Annotated in this window: 20 protein-coding genes and 1 pseudogene; 15 read left to right on the top strand and 6 right to left on the bottom strand. The window is 49.3% G+C overall.

Annotation, left to right across the window (positions count from 1 at the left end):
• Window positions 1–2: 2 nt before the first annotated feature.
• Together A3844_RS26315 and A3844_RS26310 are read right to left on the bottom strand one after the other, a co-directional pair.
• The gene (locus A3844_RS26315) at window positions 3–860 is read right to left on the bottom strand and encodes a sugar phosphate isomerase/epimerase family protein (protein WP_074109002.1); all 858 of its coding nucleotides are present in this window, start codon (window positions 858–860) and stop codon (window positions 3–5) included.
• Window positions 857–1915: a Gfo/Idh/MocA family protein gene (locus A3844_RS26310; RefSeq protein ID WP_143192167.1), complete on the bottom strand. Its 1059-nt coding sequence runs from the start codon at window positions 1913–1915 to the stop codon at window positions 857–859. The genes A3844_RS26315 and A3844_RS26310 overlap by 4 nt, the downstream gene beginning before the upstream one ends.
• A 122-nt stretch (window positions 1916–2037) precedes the next feature.
• Here A3844_RS26310 and A3844_RS26305 point away from each other — a divergent pair, with 122 nt between their 5' ends.
• The 3 genes from A3844_RS26305 (at window position 2038) to A3844_RS26295 (ending at window position 4458) form a co-directional block, all read left to right on the top strand.
• Window positions 2038–2907 (top strand): AraC family transcriptional regulator, encoded by an 870-nt coding sequence (locus tag A3844_RS26305; RefSeq protein WP_208619461.1) that lies wholly within the window; start codon window positions 2038–2040, stop codon window positions 2905–2907.
• 96 nt (window positions 2908–3003) lie between these two features.
• Window positions 3004–3798 (top strand): AIM24 family protein, encoded by a 795-nt coding sequence (locus A3844_RS26300; protein WP_074109000.1) that lies wholly within the window; start codon window positions 3004–3006, stop codon window positions 3796–3798.
• A 120-nt stretch (window positions 3799–3918) separates the two neighbouring features.
• Entirely contained in the window at window positions 3919–4458 is a 540-nt protein-coding gene (locus tag A3844_RS26295; protein ID WP_074108999.1) for a MerR family transcriptional regulator, read from the top strand.
• A gap of 78 nt (window positions 4459–4536) precedes the next feature.
• Here the strand turns inward: A3844_RS26295 and A3844_RS26290 are convergent, their stop codons facing one another.
• Window positions 4537–5508: a hypothetical protein gene (locus A3844_RS26290; RefSeq protein WP_074108998.1), complete on the bottom strand. Its 972-nt coding sequence runs from the start codon at window positions 5506–5508 to the stop codon at window positions 4537–4539.
• On the bottom strand, window positions 5498–6076 hold the full coding sequence (locus A3844_RS26285; RefSeq protein ID WP_074088288.1) for a sigma-70 family RNA polymerase sigma factor: 579 nt from the start codon (window positions 6074–6076) through the stop codon (window positions 5498–5500). The genes A3844_RS26290 and A3844_RS26285 overlap by 11 nt, the downstream gene beginning before the upstream one ends.
• A gap of 176 nt (window positions 6077–6252) precedes the next feature.
• On the opposite strand from A3844_RS26285, the gene A3844_RS26280 reads away from it, so the two are divergent.
• From A3844_RS26280 to A3844_RS26255, 6 genes are read left to right on the top strand one after another with little or no spacing between them, the layout of a single operon-like run.
• Window positions 6253–8817 (top strand): hypothetical protein, encoded by a 2565-nt coding sequence (locus A3844_RS26280; RefSeq protein WP_074108997.1) that lies wholly within the window; start codon window positions 6253–6255, stop codon window positions 8815–8817.
• Window positions 8814–9977: an efflux RND transporter periplasmic adaptor subunit gene (locus A3844_RS26275; protein ID WP_074108996.1), complete on the top strand. Its 1164-nt coding sequence runs from the start codon at window positions 8814–8816 to the stop codon at window positions 9975–9977. The genes A3844_RS26280 and A3844_RS26275 overlap by 4 nt, the downstream gene beginning before the upstream one ends.
• Complete coding sequence (locus tag A3844_RS26270) at window positions 9974–10669, top strand: ABC transporter ATP-binding protein (protein ID WP_074100049.1); 696 nt, start codon at window positions 9974–9976, stop codon at window positions 10667–10669. The genes A3844_RS26275 and A3844_RS26270 overlap by 4 nt, the downstream gene beginning before the upstream one ends.
• Entirely contained in the window at window positions 10666–11838 is a 1173-nt protein-coding gene (locus A3844_RS26265) for an ABC transporter permease (RefSeq protein WP_074108995.1), read from the top strand. The genes A3844_RS26270 and A3844_RS26265 overlap by 4 nt, the downstream gene beginning before the upstream one ends.
• A gap of 19 nt (window positions 11839–11857) precedes the next feature.
• Window positions 11858–13354, top strand: a complete 1497-nt coding sequence (locus A3844_RS26260; protein WP_244169859.1) for a sensor histidine kinase — start codon at window positions 11858–11860, stop codon at window positions 13352–13354.
• Entirely contained in the window at window positions 13351–14046 is a 696-nt protein-coding gene (locus tag A3844_RS26255) for a response regulator transcription factor (RefSeq protein ID WP_074088282.1), read from the top strand. The genes A3844_RS26260 and A3844_RS26255 overlap by 4 nt, the downstream gene beginning before the upstream one ends.
• Window positions 14047–14359: 313 nt before the next feature.
• Here A3844_RS26255 and A3844_RS26250 read toward each other — a convergent pair whose 3' ends face one another.
• On the bottom strand, window positions 14360–14590 hold the full coding sequence (locus tag A3844_RS26250; RefSeq protein WP_074100046.1) for a hypothetical protein: 231 nt from the start codon (window positions 14588–14590) through the stop codon (window positions 14360–14362).
• A gap of 81 nt (window positions 14591–14671) precedes the next feature.
• Entirely contained in the window at window positions 14672–14914 is a 243-nt protein-coding gene (locus A3844_RS32485) for a hypothetical protein (protein ID WP_143192166.1), read from the bottom strand.
• Window positions 14915–15083: 169 nt separating this feature from the next.
• On the opposite strand from A3844_RS32485, the gene A3844_RS26245 reads away from it, so the two are divergent.
• The 6 genes and pseudogenes from A3844_RS26245 to A3844_RS26220 all read left to right on the top strand — a co-directional run.
• A complete protein-coding gene (locus A3844_RS26245; RefSeq protein ID WP_074108993.1) occupies window positions 15084–16886 on the top strand; it encodes a sensor histidine kinase in 1803 nt (600 codons plus the stop codon).
• Between the two features lie 5 nt (window positions 16887–16891).
• On the top strand, window positions 16892–18481 hold the full coding sequence (locus A3844_RS26240; protein ID WP_074108991.1) for a response regulator: 1590 nt from the start codon (window positions 16892–16894) through the stop codon (window positions 18479–18481).
• Between the two features lie 109 nt (window positions 18482–18590).
• Complete coding sequence (locus tag A3844_RS26235) at window positions 18591–19937, top strand: ABC transporter substrate-binding protein (RefSeq protein ID WP_074108989.1); 1347 nt, start codon at window positions 18591–18593, stop codon at window positions 19935–19937.
• Window positions 19938–20042: 105 nt separating this feature from the next.
• Window positions 20043–20924 (top strand): carbohydrate ABC transporter permease, encoded by an 882-nt coding sequence (locus A3844_RS26230; protein ID WP_074088278.1) that lies wholly within the window; start codon window positions 20043–20045, stop codon window positions 20922–20924.
• A gap of 15 nt (window positions 20925–20939) precedes the next feature.
• Window positions 20940–21785, top strand: a complete 846-nt coding sequence (locus tag A3844_RS26225) for a carbohydrate ABC transporter permease (RefSeq protein WP_083607032.1) — start codon at window positions 20940–20942, stop codon at window positions 21783–21785.
• A 234-nt stretch (window positions 21786–22019) separates the two neighbouring features.
• Window positions 22020–22206: pseudogene (locus A3844_RS26220) on the top strand (IS110 family transposase); the annotation flags it as partial.

Here is a 22206-nt window from a genome sequence, read left to right as displayed (position 1 = left end):
GATTAGATCGCATTCCATGTCCGCTTGACGTATTCCAGGCCCAGCCTTGTTCCCTTGCGGCATTCTTCCATGCCCTCAAATTCGATAGAAATATAGCCGTCATACCCGCTCTCCTTCACCAGCCTGAGCACACGCGGCATGTCGATGTCGCCCTGCCCCACGATCGCGCCCCTGAGCCAATTCCCGCCGGAAGACTGGAACCACCCTTCTCCGGGATGCCGGTCCTGCGGACGGACATAGAAATCCTTGAGGTGAACCATGGAGGCCATCTTGAGGTTGCCGGCCACAGCAGTAAGCGGGTTCTCATCGGCGCACAGAAAGTTGCCAACGTCCAGTGTCGTGCGGAAGTTCTCCCGGTCCACAGCGCTTACCAATGCCTGTACCCGGTCGCTGTGCTGGATGAAGTATCCGTGATTCTCTACACTCGTTGTGATGCCGAAGCCGGATGCATAATCGGCAATTTCACGGCAGGCGTCAGCCAGCTGCGGCAGCTCCTCCAGAAAATGGACGATGGACAGATCAGGTGACGAGGCCACATCGTGCCGCATCCGCTGAATGCCAAGTGCTGCACACACCTCCACTTCCCGCTTCACCCGCTCCATTTCCTTCCGCCGCATCTCTGTCTCCAGTCCGGCAAAATTCGCACCGATCGCATAATTGGACAACTCAAGGCCACGGTCCGCTGCAGTCTGCAGAATGACATCCATAAGCTCCGGATTGTCGATCAGATTGAAGCCTAAGGGTACAATCTCTGCATGTTCCGCCCCCAGGTCGGCGATCGTCTCCAGGACGCCCTTCAGTGTCAGCTCTCCGGCGGCAAACGCCGCGTGCAGACTGTAGGTGCTGATTCCGAGCTTCATAATTTCACCTCTTCGCCTTTGGCTGCGGATGCGTAGATCCCGCCAAGTATCTTCATGATTTCCACCCCGTCCTGCACAGGGCTCAGCGGCTGCGAGCCACTCCCTACACAGCTGGTGAAATGATCAATTTCATACTGGAACGCACTGTTAAAATCGAATCCTGCATGATCCGTCTGCGGATAGATATTGACGATGGTATTGGCCTCTTCACGCACAATCACCGTTTCGGGATCGATTTCAAAGCCGCCTTTCTCCCCATACAGGCGTACAGACCTTTCATCTTCCTTCGCATGCAGTGTAAAGCTGACATCTACTAACAGCGAAGCTCCGTTCTCGAACCGGATCAGCGCATTCGCCAGATCCTCCACCGTATTATTCGCCGCATCGTAGTCAGCAGCTTTATAGAAAGAGAGATGTTCCACGTGGGCGCGGTTGCCCAGCTTCCGGTAGGTATTGGCACTGACTGATACCGGTTTCGGACGGCCCATCAAGTACCAGCACAGATCGATGACATGGACCCCGATATCGATCAGCGGTCCACCGCCGGAGCGTTCGATGTCAGCGAACCAGCCGCCGGGATTGCCAAGACGCCGTAACGTCGTCGCCTTCGCATAGTAGATCTCACCAAACTCCCCTGCTTCCACCAGCTTCTGAAGCAGCTGGACGTTGGCATCGTAGCGCCGTACGAAGCCCACTTGCAAAATCTTGCCGCTCTCTTCCACTGCCTGCTGAACCTGTACCGCTTCTTCCAGCGTACGGCAGAGGGGCTTCTCCACCAGCACATGCTTGCCGGCTTGCAGCGCCGCAATGCTGATCTCGGCATGGGAGTTGTTCCAGGTACAGATACTGACTGCATCAACGCTTGGATCAGCCAGCAGCGCGCGGTAATCCGTATACACCTTCTCCGCACCATACTCAGCAGCAGCTGCCCTTGCACGTTCTTCATTCAAGTCGCATACCGCATACACAGCGGTCTGAGGATTCTTCCGGTAGGCATTCAGATGCATGCCTGAGATGGAGCCTGTTCCAATTACGCCAACCCTGATCATATCCACGAACCTTCTCTCTTTTATTTGCATACGTTCTGATTCGTATTATAATGATTTCAATCATGAAGACCATGCAGCGCCTTGCGGTCTTATTTGTACAATTGTGCGGTGGGAGGTGTAATCCAACAATGCTGAACTACGACATGGAACTGCGGGAGCCCATGGATATGCCGGACCCCGAGTTTCCAATCAAAGTACATACCCAGCGCTTTGACAGGGCGGGCGTCGTGCTGTTTCCCCATCACTGGCATGAGCATCTGGAATTTCTGTTCATTGAGCGCGGAGAAGCGGTGTTCGAATGCGGACGGACACCAATCCATGTCCGTGCCGGCGATCTGATCGCCGTGAACAGCAATGAGCTGCATTATGGCGTAAGCGCCTCTGCCGATCTGCTCTATTACGCGATTATCGCGGACACCTCATTACTGCATAGCGCCGTAAGTGACGCTGCAGAGACCAAATTCATCGCACCGATCCAGCAGAACCGTCTGCTGCTCCGCAACCATATCTCCGGGGATCAGCATATTACTGACTGTGCCCTGACCATTATCCGCGAACTCGAACGCCGCGAATTCGGCTATGAGCTGGCAGTCAAGTCCGAGCTGTACCGCCTGCTTACCCTGCTGCTGCGCGGACATGTGGTAACCGTACTGTCGCAGGCCGAACAGACCCGGCGCATTCAGACCATTGAGCGGTTCGCTCCGGTGCTTCGTTATATTGACACCCGATATAGCGAGCCTATCTTTGTGGACCATCTTGCGGCGCTCGCCGGGCTCAGCCGCTTCCATTTCAGCCGCCTCTTCAAGGAGCTGACCGGACACACGATATCCGAATATGTTAACGCCGTCCGGCTGGACCGGGCCGACTCCATGCTGCGCCATACGCAGCTGACCGTTTCTGAAATCGCCGCAGCCACCGGATTCAATGATATTTACTACTTCAGCCGCACCTTCAAAAAACACAAGCAAAGAACCCCCTCCAGTGTGAGAGGCTTCTAGGGGACAAGGAGATGCCCCCTTTGTGTCGAATACCTACCTTCGAAGCAGATCCGCTTCCGCTTACAACATCACTGCCCAGCAGAGGAGAGGATTCATTTGGCCTATACCATCAATAATCTGAAAGATAACAGCAATGTTGTGATCAAGGAACAGCTTGGCGGATTTTCGGTTATCGAGTACAAAGAGGATTTGAGCAGCACCACCTTGGCGGAAGCACAATCCAACTTCTTCATGAGCAAAAGCAACATGCGCAACAAGCAGCTCATGATTGAGCTGAACAACAGCGAGGTTACGCTGAGTGCCGGGGCCATGCAGTATATGGTCGGGAATATTGAAATGACCTCAGGGGTAAAAGGGGTCGGTGGACTGATGCGAAATATCGTGTCCAGCGCCGCAACCGGAACCAGTGCCATCAAACCTCTCTACAAAGGCACGGGTACGATTCTGCTGGAAACCACTTATAAATATCTGTGGCTGATTGATGTCGACAACGATCATATCGTCATTGATGACGGCCTGTTCCTGGCCTGTGAGTCTTCCCTCCAGCTGGCCGTTACCGCGCGCAAGAACCTGTCCTCTGCCGCACTGGGCGGAGAAGGGCTGTTCAATCTGAGCGCCAAAGGCAAAGGCATCCTGGCCCTGGAAGCACCGATTCCCTCCGAGGAAGCCGTTGTCGTTGAGCTGCAGAATGATGTGCTGAAGGTCGATGGCAACTTTGCATTAATGTGGTCCAACACCCTGGATTTCACCGTAGAAAAGTCAGGCAAAACCCGTCTTGGCTCCGCTGCCTCCGGCGAGGGGCTTGTTAATGTGTACCGGGGGACAGGAACCGTCTGGCTGGCTCCGCTTACCCAGTACAGAAACAGCCTGTTTCAAGCGAACACGCCTTAAATAATTTCTCGTAATAGCACTTTGTTTATCGAATCAGCACTTCCTTTGTCACCCGTGCAGGGAGCCGCTTATGAAGAGCGAATTGTTCATAGCAAGACTACCTGAACTGGAGGAATCGAAATGGAAATGCTGAAAACAAAGGATGCCGCAGAGCTGTTGTCCGTTAGCCAGACCACTATCAAACGCTGGGCTGCCATGTTCCCTGATTTCTTTCCAAAGGACCGGTTTGGACATTATATATTCTCAGAGCAGGCAATCAGCCTGCTACAATTGATTAAAGACCGCATCAATCGCGGGGAAGCACTAGAGTGCATCAACCTGGAGCTTGCTACTGGCACCGTGCAGCCCGTATCACAGGAGAAGGACCCGCTCCTCCGCACACCCGACGGGCCTATGGAAGACATGCTGTCGCGAATCGATTACATTGAACGCTCACTAGAACATAAAGCTGACGAAGTAGTCTCGGTACAGCTGCTCCAGCAGCGCGGAGAGCTTGAGGACCTGCGTCAAATGATCAAGCAATTGGCAGTATCTCTGGAAACGATTCAGGAGCGGACCGACCCATCCCTCTCCCCGTACGAGCCTAACGCTGCAGCCGGGAGGATCCAGAGTCCGCCGCGGAAGCGCGGGCTGCTGCGCACTTTTTTCTCATTCCTGTAACCCCAAATTCGCATGCAGGCCAAACAAAGAACGGTTGATTCCATGGATCATGGATCAACCGTTCTTTGTTGTAGCTGTCTAGAACAGGCTTTTAGCCGCTTCAATCAATTGCTCTTTGGTCACCGTCCGGGAATCGGTCTGCACATGATAGGCAGTACTCTTGCCTTCGCCTGCACTCAGCCATGTTACATCCTGATGAACACTGCTCTCCCCGAACAGCGACTGACTGTCCTTCAGATAATGTGCCGTTAGGCCGCCGATTTGAAGTTCCTCATACACCGTACCGGGCGGAACGAGTTGGAATACCTTGGCGCCGGGAGCGCCGTCTGCAATTTGCCAGGTCAGATAGATCGAGTCGCCCGCCGCATTGCGGTATACAGAAGTGTAGGTTGTAGTAATATCTTCAGACACATCCGTCTTACGCCACAGCATCTCACTTCCCGTCTTCTTGCTCTCAGCCTTCATTTCATCCAGAAGTGTGTAGGCATCCGCCCCGAACGTGAATTGGAAGGGCGAAGTCTCCATGCCTTCTACGAAACGGTAGGCTCCAAGGATCGATTCAGGAAACTTCTCTCCGACATGATGCTCTTGTAAGGCCGCTCTCCACTCCTCTACAGGAAGCACAACTGGTTTATTGATGCCGTAGACAACCGGGGTTCCCTGAGCCTCAAGGTCATGGTCTTTAAAATATACAACCGCCGTTTCTCCAGGGTTTAGCTGTGTTCTCACTTCCGCAAGCGAACCGCGGATCTTCGCTACATCCTCTGGAATGAGCTGCAGCTTCTGCTCGATCTTATAGTTAGAGGAGAGCTTATCGGTATGGTCATCAAACAGAAGCTTGCTGCCTGCATAGCCGAACCCGCATAGTACAATGAAAATAGCGGCGATCAGGACAAATTTCGGCGTTTTTTTAGTTTTGAACATGGATGGTTTTCCCCTTTGTTGCATCACCTGCTGCCTGTATTCTGCCGCTATTCGGGTATCCAGATCAGAAGGACACCTCCGGGAATCTCGTTTGAACTCCTCTACCAGCTGCCGCTCAATAGACAAAGCCATCCCCCTCCTTTCGCAATCCCAGTTCGTCGAACCGCTGGCGCAGCTGCTTGAGCGCATGATGATGCCTGGATTTTACGGTACCTATTGGAATCTTCAGCAATACGGCAATTTCTTCCAGCGAGCAGTCCTGATAATAGCGGAGGACAATAACCTCTTTGAATTTGAGCGATAGTGTCTGGAGAACCGGAAGCAGCTCAAGCTGATCATCCAGCTCCGTTAGCCGCAGCTCTGCAGCAGCATCGGATGATTTGGCGGTGCTCAGCTTCAGTTTTTCCGTGATCCGGAACAGCCGCCACTCCTTCCGCTTCCAGTTGCGCACTTGCCTGACAATCAATCCGTTGAACCATGAATTGAATTGTAGTTCCGGATCATACCTGCCTACACTTTTGTATAGCTCGAAATAGACTTCACTCATAATATCTGCAATATCTTTCCTGCTTGGAGCGAGGTAACCGATTAACCGGTAAGCATGCTCGCGTGTTGCTTCGTAAACGACTTGGAATGCTTCTTCATCCCCCTGGCTCATCCGGATAAGCCACGGGTTCAAGTCTAAGTCCTTCATAAGGGCCGGCCTCCATTCGGGTCTTACAACAGATATTGGCTCCTTTTGCCTAAATGGTTCAATTTATAAAAAGTTTAACATCTGTTTAAGTTTGCGGCGAACTCTTCGCCTCTTTATTTATCCCTATTTTAAAACTGCCTTTTATGATAGGGCTATGAATATTAGGAGGGAAGTATATGAAGAATTACCGTGCCTATGCCGTTCTGCTGGCAGGAGTGATTGTGGCTAGTCAACAGCTCAGCTTGCCGGCGTTTGCGGCACCCGGCAGCATTCCTATAAATAAAGACATTCCGCGGAGTGTCGATGCTCTGACTAAGCTGGCCTCTATCTCCATTCAGGCTGGCGTTAGCGTCAGATTGACCGATTTGCAGCTGGCTAAGGAGGAAACCGGAAACAGCCTCATTTATACACTTACTTATACCAATACGAGCGGCAGTCCCTATAAGCTTTTTAATGGATTCTCAAAAGTAACCACTCCTGAAGGCATAGAGATCAAAAGCAACCCTGTACCAGAAGATAAAAACAAAGTGGAAGTCCCCCCCAAGGACCAATTATCTGTTACATATTACGTGAATGTCCGTAAGACCACCAAGCTCAGCGGGATCAAAGTATCCATGTTCGGTTGGGACTTCAGCGGTTCCGATTACCAGAAGAAGCTGGGCACCTTTGCCATCCCGACACCATATTCCTCATCCGTCCAGCAGGGCCAGAGTAAAAAGATCACCATGAACAGCCTTCCGGTATCCTTGAAGCCAGAGAATCTGCAAATCTACCATTTCAACAGCAAAGTCTACGCCAAAATCGCCTTAAGCCTAACGAATCTGGGCTCCAAGGTGTTGAGCGCTCCAAGCTACCGGGTATATCTGGAGTCCTCCGGCGGCTCCATGTTCGAGCTTACGTTAAGCGATACCAGCCGCGACTATAAAGTGCAATCCGGGGAGAAGAGGACAGTCTACTATCTGACTGAAATCCCTTCCTACACCAATACAAGCAATATGTCACTGTCCATCACCCGGGAAAGTACCGAGCTTAAGGCCGACCTGCCCGTGGCCTCCTTCCTGCTGCCTGCTTCTACCTCCCCGAGCCTCAGTGTAGCTGCGTATGCGACGAAGAAGCTCAGCATCAGTAGTAATACCGTAGAGACACAGCTGACAAAAGCCTCCGTTACGGCTAAGGGTGACAAAGCACTATGGAATCTGCAGTTTCGGGTGAAAAATGTCGGCAACAAAGCAGTAACTCTGCCGAGCTATGATGTATCTGTCAAAGCCGTAGAGGGTTATACCTTACCGGTAAATACCAAAGCTTTCAGCAGTCTTACACTGAAGCCGCTTGAGGAGCGAATTCTCCAGTTCTCCGCAGAAGTGCCGATTGAACTGAGTCAGGGTACGCTTCAGCTCCTGTTAGTAGAGCCCGCAGCTGAAGGCAAAATCATCTTTCCTACGGCCTTTTACCAGATTCCTTATGCGCTGGAGCAGGACCGTTACGTGAACTCTGAATATGTACTGGATAACAGCTACGGAACCTTCGGCATCAATCTCGAGTCCGTAGAGCGTATGCCCTGGTCCGCTGAAGATGTGGTTGTAGCCAAAGTTCGCATCCGCAACACCAAAACTTCCACGGTTACAATGCCTTCGCTCACCGGCGCGATGAAAGCCGGAACCCACGATCTGGGCAGTTCGATTCAGGTTGTTGCAGCCGATTCAGACCCTACGCTAGCTTCTGGGGAAAGTGCTAGTTATTATGTGATCGGCAAAATCCCTTATGAGCTGGGCTTCGAGCACATCAATATCGAGCTCACCAGCGGTTCTGGCGATACTGCGGAGTCCTTCCTCTCCTTGAACACAAGACAGGTGGCTGCTACGGCCCTTACGGTAGACCAAGGCAAATCGTTCCATATTGAAACGCCGGGTAAACGGGCGGAGATCAAGGAACGCCGGACCACTGTATATCCCGGAACAAGCAAGAACATCGTGTACACAGAGCTGGAAATGAACAGCGAAGAAACCCGTAAATCGGATCAGGCCAAGCTCGTAGCTTACTATAAGACGTCAGGCGATGATTATTACGAAGCGGAAATCAGCCAATCGGAGCTGGCGACGGGACCTAAGGGCAAAAATCTGGTAACCGTGTGGAGCAAGCTGCCTGTGTCGGTAGACACCTCCAAGCTGACTCTCTATGTCGGGGAAGGCGTGAGTGATAGCAAGCTTACGCTGCCGGGCGGAACGCCGACGGCTTACATCAACACTGTAGCGCTCGCACTGAACAAGCAAACGCCGGCTCCTCTAACCGCACTTAGCGGCGGTGTGGAATTATTCCCTTATAGTCTCACGATAACCGGAGCTACAGGGACATTGACGGAGGGCCAGGAAACACTCTCAACCAACCTGACCTACAGCCTGGGCAAGAGCAGCATCTATGATATGGGAACCTATGGACATAAGCTGGTTGTGCAGCTAATGGACCCCTACGGCCAAAGCCAGGAAAGAACACTGACACCCGGTACAGATCTTACACCGGGACAATTCATGACCTATTCCACAACCTTCATAAGCAGCTTATATAAGACGCTGAAAGGCGGGAATTTCATTCTTAATCTGTATGACGAGTTCCAGGGCGAGCGAATCAAGCTGGGAAGCCAAACCTATAATTTGACCTACGTCCCGACACCAAAGGCTCCCGATCCCACAAGTACCCCTGCCCCTAAGGACAGCACTAACACGAACGGTGGAGGATCATTATGAAGATAAAAAAAGGGGTCTGGATATCGGCTGTGATCCTTGCGCTTGTGGCAACAGGCACTGCGGTAGTTACCTTGTCGCCAGACAAAAACAAGCAAGGGGCCGAAGTAACCGTCAAAACAACCGCAGTGCAAAAGGGAGATATCTCTGTCATTGTCAAAGGCTCCGGCTCTGTCAAAGCTACACACTCAGAAACGGTCTTCGCCAAGGATCAAGGAAACGTGGCCCGGGTATTTGTCAGCGCAAACGCTCGGGTTAAGAAAGGCCAGCTCTTGATGACCTATAAAGCAACAAATGTGGACAGCAGCCTCAGGCAGCAGCTTAACATGCTAAGGCAGAACCAAAACGCGCTGCAGGACAAACAGGATCAGTATAAGAAGCTTGTAATGGACGGTGCGGTGCAGGGCGAAGTGGACACGGCAAAGCTGGCTATTGAAAGGTCCAAGGAAGATATCGCCGCCACTGAGGCTGAAATTGCTGCACTGCACAAGGATCAGACCCCTCGTGCCCCATTGACCTCGCCCATGGAGGGGACGATTACCAAGATTAGCGTATCTTCAGGCGGAGCAGTCGTTAACGGCGCGGAAGCCTTCAAGATTACCGATTACCAGAATCTGAGCGCAACCATCCGGGTGGATGAGCTGGATATCCCCAAGATCAAGCTGGGAATGACCGCAACGGTTAAACTGGATGCTTTGGCAAATAAGAACTACCCCGGCACAGTGGTCGCAATTGCAAATGAAGGCAAGATTACAAACGGTGTATCCTTATTTGATGTCACGATCCGTCTATCCGATCCCGGGGATGTAAAGGCCGGAATGTCAGCGCAGGGGAGAATTCAAATTGAAGAGAAGAAGGGGATTCTGGTGCTTCCTATTGAATCCGTGACTCAGAAGGGTGATACATATTTCGTTCAGGTGTTGAACAATACGGCGAAAACGGACATAGCCCCTGTACCTGAAGAAAAGGCCGTTACCGTCGGCGTTCACGATGAGAGTCAGATTGAGATCACCGGCGGGTTGAAGCTCGGGGAACAGGTGGTTATTCCAACCGTTATCGCGCCAAGCAGCGCAAGTTCGACTTCCCAGGATCAGGGCTTCTTCGGTGGAGACAGTGGAAACAGCGGAGGTGGAGAAATGTCTCCCGCAGGGGGTGGACTATGAGCGGCGAACCCTTGATTCGGATTGAAAATATGGTCCACGGCTATACGATGGCAGGGGAACGGATGACGGTGCTAAAAGGACTCTCGTTTACGATCAGCCACGGGGAGTTCGTGGCTATTATCGGCCCTTCGGGTTCAGGCAAATCAACGCTCATGAACATGATCGGCTGCCTGGACCTCTCCAATGAAGGAAGCTATTCTCTTGACGGACAGGATGTCAGAAAGCTGTCAGACAACCGCATGGCGCAGATCCGCAACGAGAAAATCGGATTTATCTTCCAGAGCTTTAACTTATTGCCAAAGCTCTCCGCTGTAGAAAATGTAGAGCTGCCCCTGATTTATCGGGGCATGACTCACCGGGAAAGAAGAAAGCTGGCAGAAGTGGCGCTGGAAAAGGTAGGGCTTCACGATCGGATGCATCACCGTCCCAGCGAGCTATCCGGGGGGCAGCAGCAGCGGGTAGCCATCGCAAGAGCACTCGCGGGCAATCCTCCCATGCTTCTTGCGGACGAACCAACCGGAGCGCTGGATACCAAGACAGGGCAAGAGGTGATGCAGATGATCAAGATGCTGAATGCACAGGGGCATACGATTATTCTGATTACCCATGATCTGGAGATTGCCAAGCAGGCAAAACGGGTCATTCGGATTCAGGATGGAAATCTGGTAGAAGATCGGAGAAATGACGAATGATCTTTTTTCAAAGCATACGCATGGCGCTCATGAGCATCATCGGCAACAAGGTTCGTTCGTTCCTTACCATGCTGGGAATCATCATCGGAGTGTCATCCGTTATTCTGCTTGTATCCGTCGGACAGGGCGTCACCGGCCAGATTTCTGGTCAGCTCAGTGATCTGGGCACGAACCAGATGGCGGTAATGATCACAGGACGGGGAGCTGTCAATTCATTGGAGTATGACGAGGTGATGGCCTATGCCAAGCTCCCGGGTGTAGATCTCGTGTCCCCCAGCATCAGCAGCAACATTACCGCCAAATACCGTACCAAGAATAAAAGCGTCCCGCTTGAAGGGGTAACGCCGAGCTACGAGAAGGTGAAGGATTTCCATGTCCAGTCCGGCCGATTCCTGCTCGATATAGATATCCAGTACCGCCAAAAGGTAGCTCTGATTGGTGCGGGCACTGCAAAAAAGCTGTACGGCACTGAGAATCCGGTTGGGAAAGATATACAGCTTAATGGAAATACCTTTACAATCGTTGGTTTGTTGCAAGCGAAAGGGACGTCAATGGCTGGATCAAATGATGACAAAATCCTCATCCCTGTATCTTCAGCTGAACGGCTGCTTCAGAGTAAAGGCATTCAAAATTTCACCGTCAAGGTACTGGCTGATGAAGACGTTAAACCTGTCAAGAGCAGGATCGGAAGTATCCTGGACAAGAAGTTTCTAAAAGCCAAAGATTCTTACTTTGTTTACGACTCCAAGGAGATCATGGATACTGTAAAAAAAACCACCAACACCCTTTCGATTGGACTCGCAGGAATTGCCGGAATTTCCTTGATTGTGGGTGGAATCGGGATCATGAATATCATGATTGTCTCGGTCAACGAACGAACACGGGAAATCGGAATTCGCAAGGCCATTGGTGCTAAAAAGCGGGATGTATTGCTGCAGTTTATGATAGAGTCCATCTTCTTAAGCACCCTTGGCGGAGTGGTGGGAATTGGCGTTGGACTAGGGCTCACTTGGTTAGTCGGCAAGTTCACTTCATTACAGGTAGGCTACGCCTGGAACATGGTTGTGATTTCGTTCCTGTTCTCTCTCTTTATCGGTGTGTTCTTCGGACTGTTGCCGGCCAACAAAGCAGCAAGACTCCGGCCGATTTATGCACTACGCACGGATTAACGAACCGGGGTACTATGATATGATTGAACAAGTAGAAACGGCTACAAGAAGGAGCTGGGAACGCAGTATGACCATTAAGCGGCGCTTGTTCATTTCAAATATCCTGATGATTGTAATCCCTGTGCTCATTTCCCTGCTTATTATCTTTGTCGGCGGAGAGATTATTTTCCGAGCCTCGCAAGACGGGGTTCAAAAAGATGATCAGTTCTATGATTCGCGCGATGATCTGATTCATAAAGCTAAGCAATTTCTTGAGAACGGAACCCAGCAGGAGCAGGCAAAAACCAAGACTGCGCTGGAACAGGTATTGCAAAAAAATGAGCTGAGTCTGAATATTTACTCTTCCGAAAAGAATATATTTAGCTTCGGAACTCTTAACATTCGGTATACCGAAGAGCTTACCGGGGCGATTTGGGCATTGAAGGGAGAAGGCTCCGCCTCCCTCAATAACGAAGAAGTATACGCAGAGAAGATGAACGTTAACGGCAAAACGTATACAGTGATCATTTTCAACATCATATCTGATTTCAATTATGAGGATTTCCCGCCTGAGATCATTATGTTCGTTATTTTATTTTTCCTCGGCATCATCGTCGCGATTATCTTAACTAACCGTTTTCTTACCCGGTTTGTGTTCAAACGAATTAAGCTGCCCTTGGATACTTTGGTTGATGGCGTTCATCAGCTCAGGGACGGCAATTTGGATGTTAGAATTCACTACGAGAACAAGGATGAATTCGCCTCCATCTGCGAGGATTTTAATGATATGGCCGTACGCCTGAAAGAATCTCTTCAGCTTATACAGAAACAGGATGAGAACCGAAAAGAGCTCCTTGCCGGAATATCGCATGATCTCCGCTCTCCATTAACCTCTGTACGCGCCTATTCAGAAGGCTTATTGGATGGTGTGGCCCAGACACCGGAATCCCAACAAAACTATATCCGCATGATTAAAACCAAAGCTGAGGACATCGACCGGATGGTGGCCAAAATCTCCCTATTTTCGAAAATGGACTTGGGCGATTATCCCTACGATCCTGAACCGCTGGAAGTCAATCAGGAGATATTATCCTTGGTTAAAGCCACAGCAGAGGAATATAGAGAAAATGGGCTGGAAGTGAATATTACGGCTTTAGCCGAAAATGTGCTCATCTTTGCTGATCCGGTTCAACTTAACAGCGTCTTTTCTAATATTCTGGAGAATAGCTTGAAATACAAAAATAAAGAACATGGCCATGTAAATATACGTACTGAAGCTAAGGGTAACGAAGTCTTTATCTATTTATCCGATGATGGGCCCGGTGTGCCGGTGGAAGCCCTGGAGAAATTGTTTGACGTGTTCTACCGTAGCGATCCTTCCCGCAATAATCCCAACAAGGGCAGCGGATTAGGACTTGCGATAACGGCAAAGGCAGTGGACCGGATGGGTGGAAGTATTCACGCTGAACTCTCTTCGGCAGACGGTTTATGTATGGTTATCAAGCTGCCAGTTCTAAGCAAAGGGGCAATAGCATGAAGAAAATATTAATTATTGAAGACGACAGCGCCATCGCTTCGATAGAGCGTGATTATTTGGAGATTAACCAGTTTGCGGTTGAGATCGCGGAAGACGGGATAACCGGGGTAGAAAAGGCCCTTTCGGGACAATTCCAACTCGTTCTGCTCGATTTGATGCTGCCTGGCGAGGATGGTTTTTCCGTGTGCCGCAAGCTTAGAGGCAAGCTCGACATCCCGATCCTGATGGTTACAGCCAAGCAGGAGGACATTGATAAAATCCGCGGTCTGGGACTCGGGGCCGATGATTATATCATCAAGCCCTTTTCCCCAAGTGAGCTGGTGGCCCGGGTCAAATCCAACCTGGCGCAATATGAACGCCTCAAAGGCGGAAATGTAACAATGGCTCAGAACAGCAGCATCGAAATGGGTCCATTCGTAATCAATACCCAGTCGCATAGAGCTTATCTTAAAGGCCGGGAGCTGGATTTGAAGAAAAAGGAGTTTGACCTTTTATATTTTCTTGTAGTCAATGCGGACATCGTGTTCAGCAAAGATTCTTTGTACGAGCGAATTTGGGGTTATGACGCTGTAGGTGACAATGCTACGGTGGCGGTGCATATCAACAGGCTCCGTGACAAGATCGAGGAGGACCCGGGCAATCCGAAGTATATTCAGACGGTCTGGGGAGCGGGGTACCGGTTCAAACCCTGAAGCAATAATTTGTAATTTTGACACCACCCAAAAATTAGGATTGATATGTTAACCAGCCAAACGGTAGCAATTGCATTCAATTAAAATCCCCACTTTGTAGCATCGACGAATGAGCGTGATTGATTAGATAAACTGTGAGAATTATTGTAATGCCCTGTAGGATCAGTATAAATCAACGGGTTATTAACGACATACGTATACAAATTCAAACTCAGTGGATTATCTATCTGCCCCTCAAACATATTCTTATAATTAGCTGAAAGAAACCACATGATAAACTGACTAACATGTGGTTTCATAATAGTTTCAATTACTATTTTAATTCGTATTCTTTAGGCGGATTTTCAAATCCATTCCAAAAAAACCACAGTCTACCGCATATTTTACATTCAAGAAAACTTTTCATTTTAAGGTATAATTCTTCAGCATCGATTTGTCCTTGATATTGATCATATTCAACATCAGAGATGAATTTGTATTCAATATCACAAGGTATATCACCAAATCTAAGAACCTCTCCACATTTACATCTGATTTTAGGCATAGTAACCCTCCATTATTATGGAATAATAATTAAATTAGTTATATTTGGTGTCTATTCGCCTTCTCCGTAACCCCTCTTACTCTAGCCATACATTCCCAGTTGATCAGCTGTTACAGAAGTCTTAGATAAATCTAAGACAATTCCATTTGTCTTAGAGTTTTTGCTTGCTATTGCACCAATGATTCTACTCACACTTGTAGTTGTAGGTGTATATACATCTGGATACAGGAAGATAATGAAGCTTGTCATTGCAGCTATCGTCGAGATGATAATCGAAGCTTCTCCTCCGGCTACGCATTTTCCCGTTTCATCGATTTGCCCCACCCAACCCACTTCTCTCGATCATTTCACACGAAACACCGGTTGCCAAGCGATTCCTACTGTTCCTACGGTTACAATTTTTGCTTTTGCAAAATATTAATGAAACGTGTTAACATTCGCGTTATCAGTTGCACCAGAACATAGGGTCAACAGGCTGAAATGGAGGAGCAATATGCAATTCAGGGGACGTTTATATCCGGGTAAATGGTTCGACAGGCTATTGATACGCAAAAAGATTATGTATGTCTACATTCCGCTGATTATCTTACCCTTATTTATTCTAGGCTTTGTCTCGTACCGGGTCTATACCGATGCTATTGTCAAGAAAACAGTGAACAGTGTCTCCGACAATTCAACCTTGATTACTACACTCATGAACAGCATGCTGACCAATACGGAAAGCGCTGCCAATATATTAACCTTAAATCTGAATAAAGTGATCGTCGAGAAATATTCGGAAGACGGCGGGCAGGTATCGGATCTGCAGCTCTACACTCAAATCACCAATCAGTTAAGTTACGCGCTGCTGATCTTCCCGGATGTGGATTCAGCAGCTTATATCAGCCGAAGCGGTGTGGTCTATGGCTCAAATCTGGAGATGGAGAGGAACGCCGAGCAGCTCCAGGGAAGCAATATGCTGACCACACTGGAGCATTCCCGCGGCTCCAATATTTGGTTTCCTATGGAGCGCCGCAGCTATCTGGTCGCCAGCCCGGAACAGCCGGTGCTCTCCCTTGGCAAACGAATTGTCAACATCAATACCGGAGAGACGCTGGGCTACGTCATTCTGAATGTGCGGGAGGATGCCTTGTCAGCCATCTACCGCAATATCGGCTCCATCCAGGATGAATCCTTCATGATTGTTGACCCCAGCGGCCTGGTGGTCTCTGCACTGGAGCCAAGCCAGGTATTACACCCGCTGCCCGGAGGCGCTCTAAGAGACTGGGTGATGGGATCTGCTGAACAAAATCTGCTGCAGCCTTCCCCCTCAGGAAAGATGCTTCTGATCCGTGCAGATATTACAAAGCTGGGCTGGCAGCTAATCTCTATGGTCCCCTATAATCGTCTGAACGAGGACACCAAAACCATTACACAGTTGATCATCCTCATAGGTTTCATCTGCCTGTTCTTTGCGATTCTTGGTGCGGGCATGTTATCCAATCTTATTGCCAAGCCTATTATCAACCTCTCCCGTCATATGAAGCATGTGAATGAAGGCCATCTGGACCCCTACCTGGAAGTCAAATCCAGGGACGAAATCGGAATCCTCGCCTCCGGGTTTAATATGATGATGAACCGGGTCGAAGAGCTGCTGAGCAACATCGGTAAGGAGCAGCGGGAAAAGAGGGAATATGAGCTTGCTCTAATTCAGGCGCAGATCAAACCTCATTTTTTATATAATACACTGGATGTTATTTATACGCTGTCAGACATGGGAAGACCACGGGACGTACAGCGGACCACGAAGGCGCTGGCCGACTTCTATAGGGTGGTCTTAAGTAATGGCCGGGACCAGATCACGTTACAGGAAGAACTGAACAGCGTCCGGGATTACCTGTCTATTCAACAGATCCGGTATTCGGACGTATTCAACTTCCTGATTGAGATCGAACCGGATATTCTCCCCTGTATTATTCCTAAGCTTACCCTGCAGCCACTTGTAGAAAATGCGATTTATCACGGGCTTAAGACCAAGGGCTCCTTCGGTGAACTTATAATCAGCGGATACAGGGAAGAAAGCAAGGTGATCTTGAAGATCACAGATGACGGGGTAGGGATGTCCGAAGAACGGCTGCACGCACTGGAAACCGCCATGAAGGGTCAGGAAAAGCCCGTCGGCTATGGAATAAGCAGTGTTCACGAACGAATCAGACTGTATTTTGGCTCTGAATACGGATTGCAGATTACAAGCAAGCTTGGACAAGGAACAGAGATCACTGTGAATCTCCCTTATCCGGGCCGGTCAGGAGAATAATATACATGCAGACAGTAATGATCGTAGACGACGAGAGTATCTTCCGTGAATATCTGCGCGGAGTGCTGGATTGGGACACGCTGGGCTTTGAGATTTCGATTGAAGCAAGGAATGGAGTGGAGGCGCTGGAGCTTTGTGCGGCAAATCCGGTAGATATCGCGCTGATTGATATCACCATGCCTTTCATGGATGGCTTGGAGCTTACCCGGAAGCTGAAGGCGCAATACCCTGAAATGAGCATCGTGCTGATTACGGGACATAATGAATTTGAGTATGCGCGAACAGCACTCAAGCTGGGGGTAGAGGATTATATTTTGAAGCCCTTTTCTAAGGACGAGCTGATGCTGACCCTGCTCAAGCTGCAGCAGGAGCACCGGAAGGTTCAACAGGAGAATTTAACGTATAAGGAGAACCAGCAGCTCGTAAAGGAAAGCTTCCTTAATCAGCTCATTAGCGGCGATTGCATGCTGACCCATGAAGAAATTATGACACGCCTTGGGCAGTACAACATTCACATTCAAAGCCCTGTTTTTGTTGTCGCATGCATCGAAATTGACCATATTGACATCAAATGGGAGAAAATAAGCGAACGGCTGCTCATGAAATACGCCGTTACGAATATCCTTAACGAAGCCTTGGATGACAGCTGGAAACATCATATCTTCAATGGACCGGAAGGGCGGATTATCGGACTGATTGAGCATGTGGACCATCACAACCCTATGGCGTCTTTTTTGGACGGATACAGAAGGCTCGGCGAATTAATCAAGAAATACCTAAATTTCACGATTACGATCGGTATTGGCCGCAGTAAACAAGGATTCAAGGATATCCACGATTCCTACCAGGAAGCGCTTATCGCCTTGCAGAACAAGTTTGTCCTCGGCCATGACCGTGTGATCACTTATGAATCGGTTGCCGCTGAGATTGGACAACAGGCATTTTACCCCGTAGAGGTCAATGAGAAGCTGCTGATCCAGCTTCGGATGCGGAATTCGGAAGGGGTGCAGCACATTCTTGACGGTGTATTTGACTCCATTCTCGAAAGACGGCTGTCGATTGAACATGTGTATGTCATTTGCATTGGTCTGATTGCTGTGAACCTCGCCTATATCACAGAATCAGGCCATCCGGTTGAAGAGTGCTTCGGAGAGAACTTCTTCCCCTACAACGAAATCCGCAAGTTTGAGTCGCTGGAAATGACCTTTGAATGGATCAAGGAATTGTTTCATAAGGCCATCCGCTACACAGGCCAGTATAAAAATACAAGGGCCGCGAAAATTGCACAGTCGGCCAAAGCATATATAGAGCAATGTTATCCCGATCCTGAGCTTCAACTGGAGCAGGTTGCCCAGCATGTATTCATTAATGCCAGCTATCTGCGGGCTGTATTCAAGAAGGAGTTCGGCATGACACTGAGCGATTATATTACCCAATACCGGATGAAAAAAGCGAAAGAACAGCTGGGGCAAGGCGGTCTGCGCTTATCCGACATTGCTGAGAGTGTCGGTTACAGTGACGCAGGATATTTTAGCAAAAGCTTCAAGAAATTCTACGGCTACTCCCCCAGCGAGTATGAGAAGAACCGGAGTTGAGGATTCTTTCTGCGCGGATTTTACCAGAAGCACGCAGTTTTTGCCTTATCACCATGGCCCGCTCTTACTATACTTAAGTCAGAAAACAACATTGAAGGGGGTCACCCGAATGAAGAAAGTAGCCACAGCTCTAGCGGGCTTAAGCCTAGTGTTTGTAAGCGCATGCGGATCAGCAGGCAACAACACAGATACAGCAGCAAAAGAAACAAACGCCGGATCACCTGCAGCGACAGAAGCAGCAGCGGCAACAACGGCAGCACCGGAAAAAGCAGTCAAGCTGCGTATTTATGCCCAATATTCCGATGATGACACGAAGCTCCCTTATGACTACGCTGTCGCGGAACTGAAAAAAGAGATGCCGAATGTCGAGCTGGAGCTGGAGGTACAGGCTCAGGATGACGGGCAGAAGCTCAAAACCTACGCCGCAACCGGGAACCTGCCGGATATCTACCAGGCGGGCACAGATATTATTAATACCTTCAAGAAATCCGGCAATATTCTGGAGCTGGACAAATTCGCCGATCTATATGATTTCAAAAGCAAAATGTACCCAAGTACGATGAATACGCTAATCAGTGAAGACGGTCATATCTATGCCTATCCTTATGCCGGCAACGAATTCATGCTCCTCTACTACAACAAGGAGCTGTTCGAGAAAAATAATGTTAAAGTTCCTACCACCTATGACGAGCTGATGACAGCCGTTCAAACCTTTAACAAAGCGGGAATTACTCCGTTGTCCCTGTTCGCCAAAGAGAAATGGCCAACCGTTGCACTCTATGATGTGTTCGCAACACGCACAGAGCCGCAAGGCATTCTGAAGCTGCAAAGCGGCGGGGCATCGCCAAGCGATCCTGCGTACAAGCAAGCCACAGAGGAATTATATAAACTGATCCAGGCCGGCCTGCTGCCTAAGGGCGCAACCAACCTGAATTTCGACCAGGCAGCCTCCCTGTTCTATGAAGGCAAAGCCGCCATGTTCCTGAATGGACAATGGGAAATTGCAACTTCCACGGAGAAGCTCGGCGACAAAGTGGGCTGGATGTACTTCCCGGCCGCAGACGCAGCCTCCTATGAGAAGAACAAATATGCTTTTGTCGGTGGAGGAAATCCAGGCGGCTATGCAGTGAATCCGGACACTAAGGATCCTGAGCTGGCAGCCAAAGTAGCGGCCTTCATCTCCTTGAAGTATGCCGAATTCAAATACACCGAGCGCGGCAATCCGATGGTAGCCACCAAAGTGGATAAGCCTATTGTAAAAGAATACCCTCCAATGATGAAGCAGCTGTCCGAGGATATTTCCAAGGTCACCAGTACCACCGCCTTCGACTGGGGTCTCTCTGATGCTAAATTCAAGGCCGCCATTGAAGATGCCACACAGGTCTTGATGACCGGCGGTTACAGCGTAGATGAATTCATTAAAGATGTAACCAAAGCAATACCAAACGGTAAATAAACAGCACCACCTGAATAGGACCCGCCTAGACCTTGGGTACGGGCGGGTCCTATCTTTTTCTTCAAAGCTATGGATTGTGCAGCTACCAGCAAGGGATGTGAAGAGATGAAGAAATTTTTAGGGAACAAGACAGCGATTGCCATATTTACGCTGCCTGCACTTCTTTTGTATACCATTATGGTGTTCTACCCGATCATGCAGACTTTCTTCCGCAGTTTATATGAATGGGACGGTCTAACAGCAGGAACCTTCATTTGGTTTGACAACTATAAGAATTTGTTTGACGACAGTGTGTTCTATACCTCTCTCTATAATGGGCTGATCTTTGCAGCCATCATTACCGTTACACAGATCGGTATCGCTTCGATTCTGGCTTTTGTCATCGCTGATGGAGTCGTTAAGGGCCGCCGTCTGCTGAGAATCAGTTATTTCATCCCCGTTGTGCTGTCGATTACAGTGGTCTGCCAACTATGGCTGTCCATTTATAACGGGCAATATGGCCTCATGAACAAGCTGTTCGAGATCCTCGGCATTCACTATCAGCAAGACTGGCTCTCAAGCAGCAAATCGGCGATCATCGCCGTGGCCTTCGTCAATGCCTGGCAGTATATGGGCTATCACTTTGCTCTGATCCTTGCGGGAGTAAGATCGGTACCCGAGCAATATATGGAAGCGGCCCGTATTGACGGTGCAACCAAACTGCAGGCGATCCGCAAAATCATGATTCCCATGATGGCTGAAACGTATAAGTTCTGTCTGGTCTTCGCAGTTACGGGAGGACTGAATGCTTTTGCAAATATGTATATTATGACCGGTGGTGGACCAGGAACTTCAACCTATACACTTACCTATTTGATGTATCGTTCCGCTTTCCGTGTGGGAGAGTTCGGTTATGGAAGTGCGGCGGCGGCTATGCTGGTCATTGAATGCCTGCTTGCCACACTGATCATCAACCGTCTGGTTGCCAGAGAACGAATCACTTATTAAAGGAAGTGTCCAAATATGGCCTGGCTTATTAAGAAGGTGCGCCAAAACAACCTGCCCGTCACAGGCTTTATGTGGCTGTATGCAATCTTGTCGGTGTATCCGTTGATCTGGATGATTTTTTACTCGCTAAAAAATAATGACGAGATCTTCGTAACCAATCCCTTTGGGTTCCCGACTCATCTAAGATTTGAAAATTATTCGAATGCCTGGTCCAAATACAATGTGCCGGTATACTTCATGAATAGTGTAATCGTTGCGGGGGCAACCGTTATTGGTGCAATCGTTCTGTCCGTCATGTTCTCCTATGCGGCGGCCCGATTGCAATGGCGGCTGCGCGGCATCGCCCACACCTATATTATGATAGGCATGTTCATCCCCATTCAGGTCATTATGATTCCGCTGGCTATTCTGGTCAGAGACTTTCATCTTGCCAATACGTATGGTGCGCTGATTGTGCCGTATATCGCCTTTAACCTGTCCTTTACCTCTATTGTATTCTATGGCTTCTTCCGCAGTATTCCTAACGAGCTGGAGGAGTCGGCCTGTATTGACGGAGCTTCGATCTACCGGACATTCTTCAGCATCATGCTGCCGATTATCAAGCCGGCGCTCGCCACGATGGTCATCTTTATCTTCCTGAACTCCTGGAACGAATTCACGATGGCCGTCATCCTGATTACCAAAGAAAGCCTGAAGACGCTGCCGCTGGGTCTGCTATTCTTCCAAGGTCAATTCACAACCGACTGGGGTGCGATGGGAGCGGCCATGACCATTGCCAGCTTGCCTACCGTTCTGATCTACATGCTGTTCAGCGAACAAGTCGAAAATGCGCTTACCGTTGGATCAGCGGTTAAGGGCTAATACTATAGCGAACACACAAGGGCATCCTTCGCGGGATGCCTTCTTTTTTTGCTTTTTGAATCATTATCAAATCTTTATAAACGTCTCCTATAATGAGGGCAAAAGTTATACATAACCCATTTGAGGAGCCATTCCTGTAATGAATTAATTTGAGGTTTGAATGAAAAAAGCGCCAGCTGTATACTGGGAAACGTTCCGTCCAGAGAACAAATTCCAGCGCAGGAGGCACTCAACATGAAGTATAAACAATCGAAGAAACAGAATCAACGGATTATGAGAATTTCCGACAAGACCCTTGTCGTAGGGGCAGACATCGCTAAGGAAACCCATGTGGCCCGAGCCATTGACTTTCGGGGAATTGAACTGGGGAAAGATTGTGTATTCTCCAATACACGAACAGGTCTGGAGCAACTGGTACAGT

The organism is Paenibacillus helianthi (genome assembly GCF_001909055.1).
In the GTDB taxonomy this organism is placed as follows: Bacteria; Bacillota; Bacilli; order Paenibacillales; family Paenibacillaceae; genus Paenibacillus_AQ; species Paenibacillus_AQ helianthi.
The sequence above is the reverse complement of the archived record's forward strand: the minus strand, read 5'-3'. Positions and strand labels throughout refer to the sequence as shown.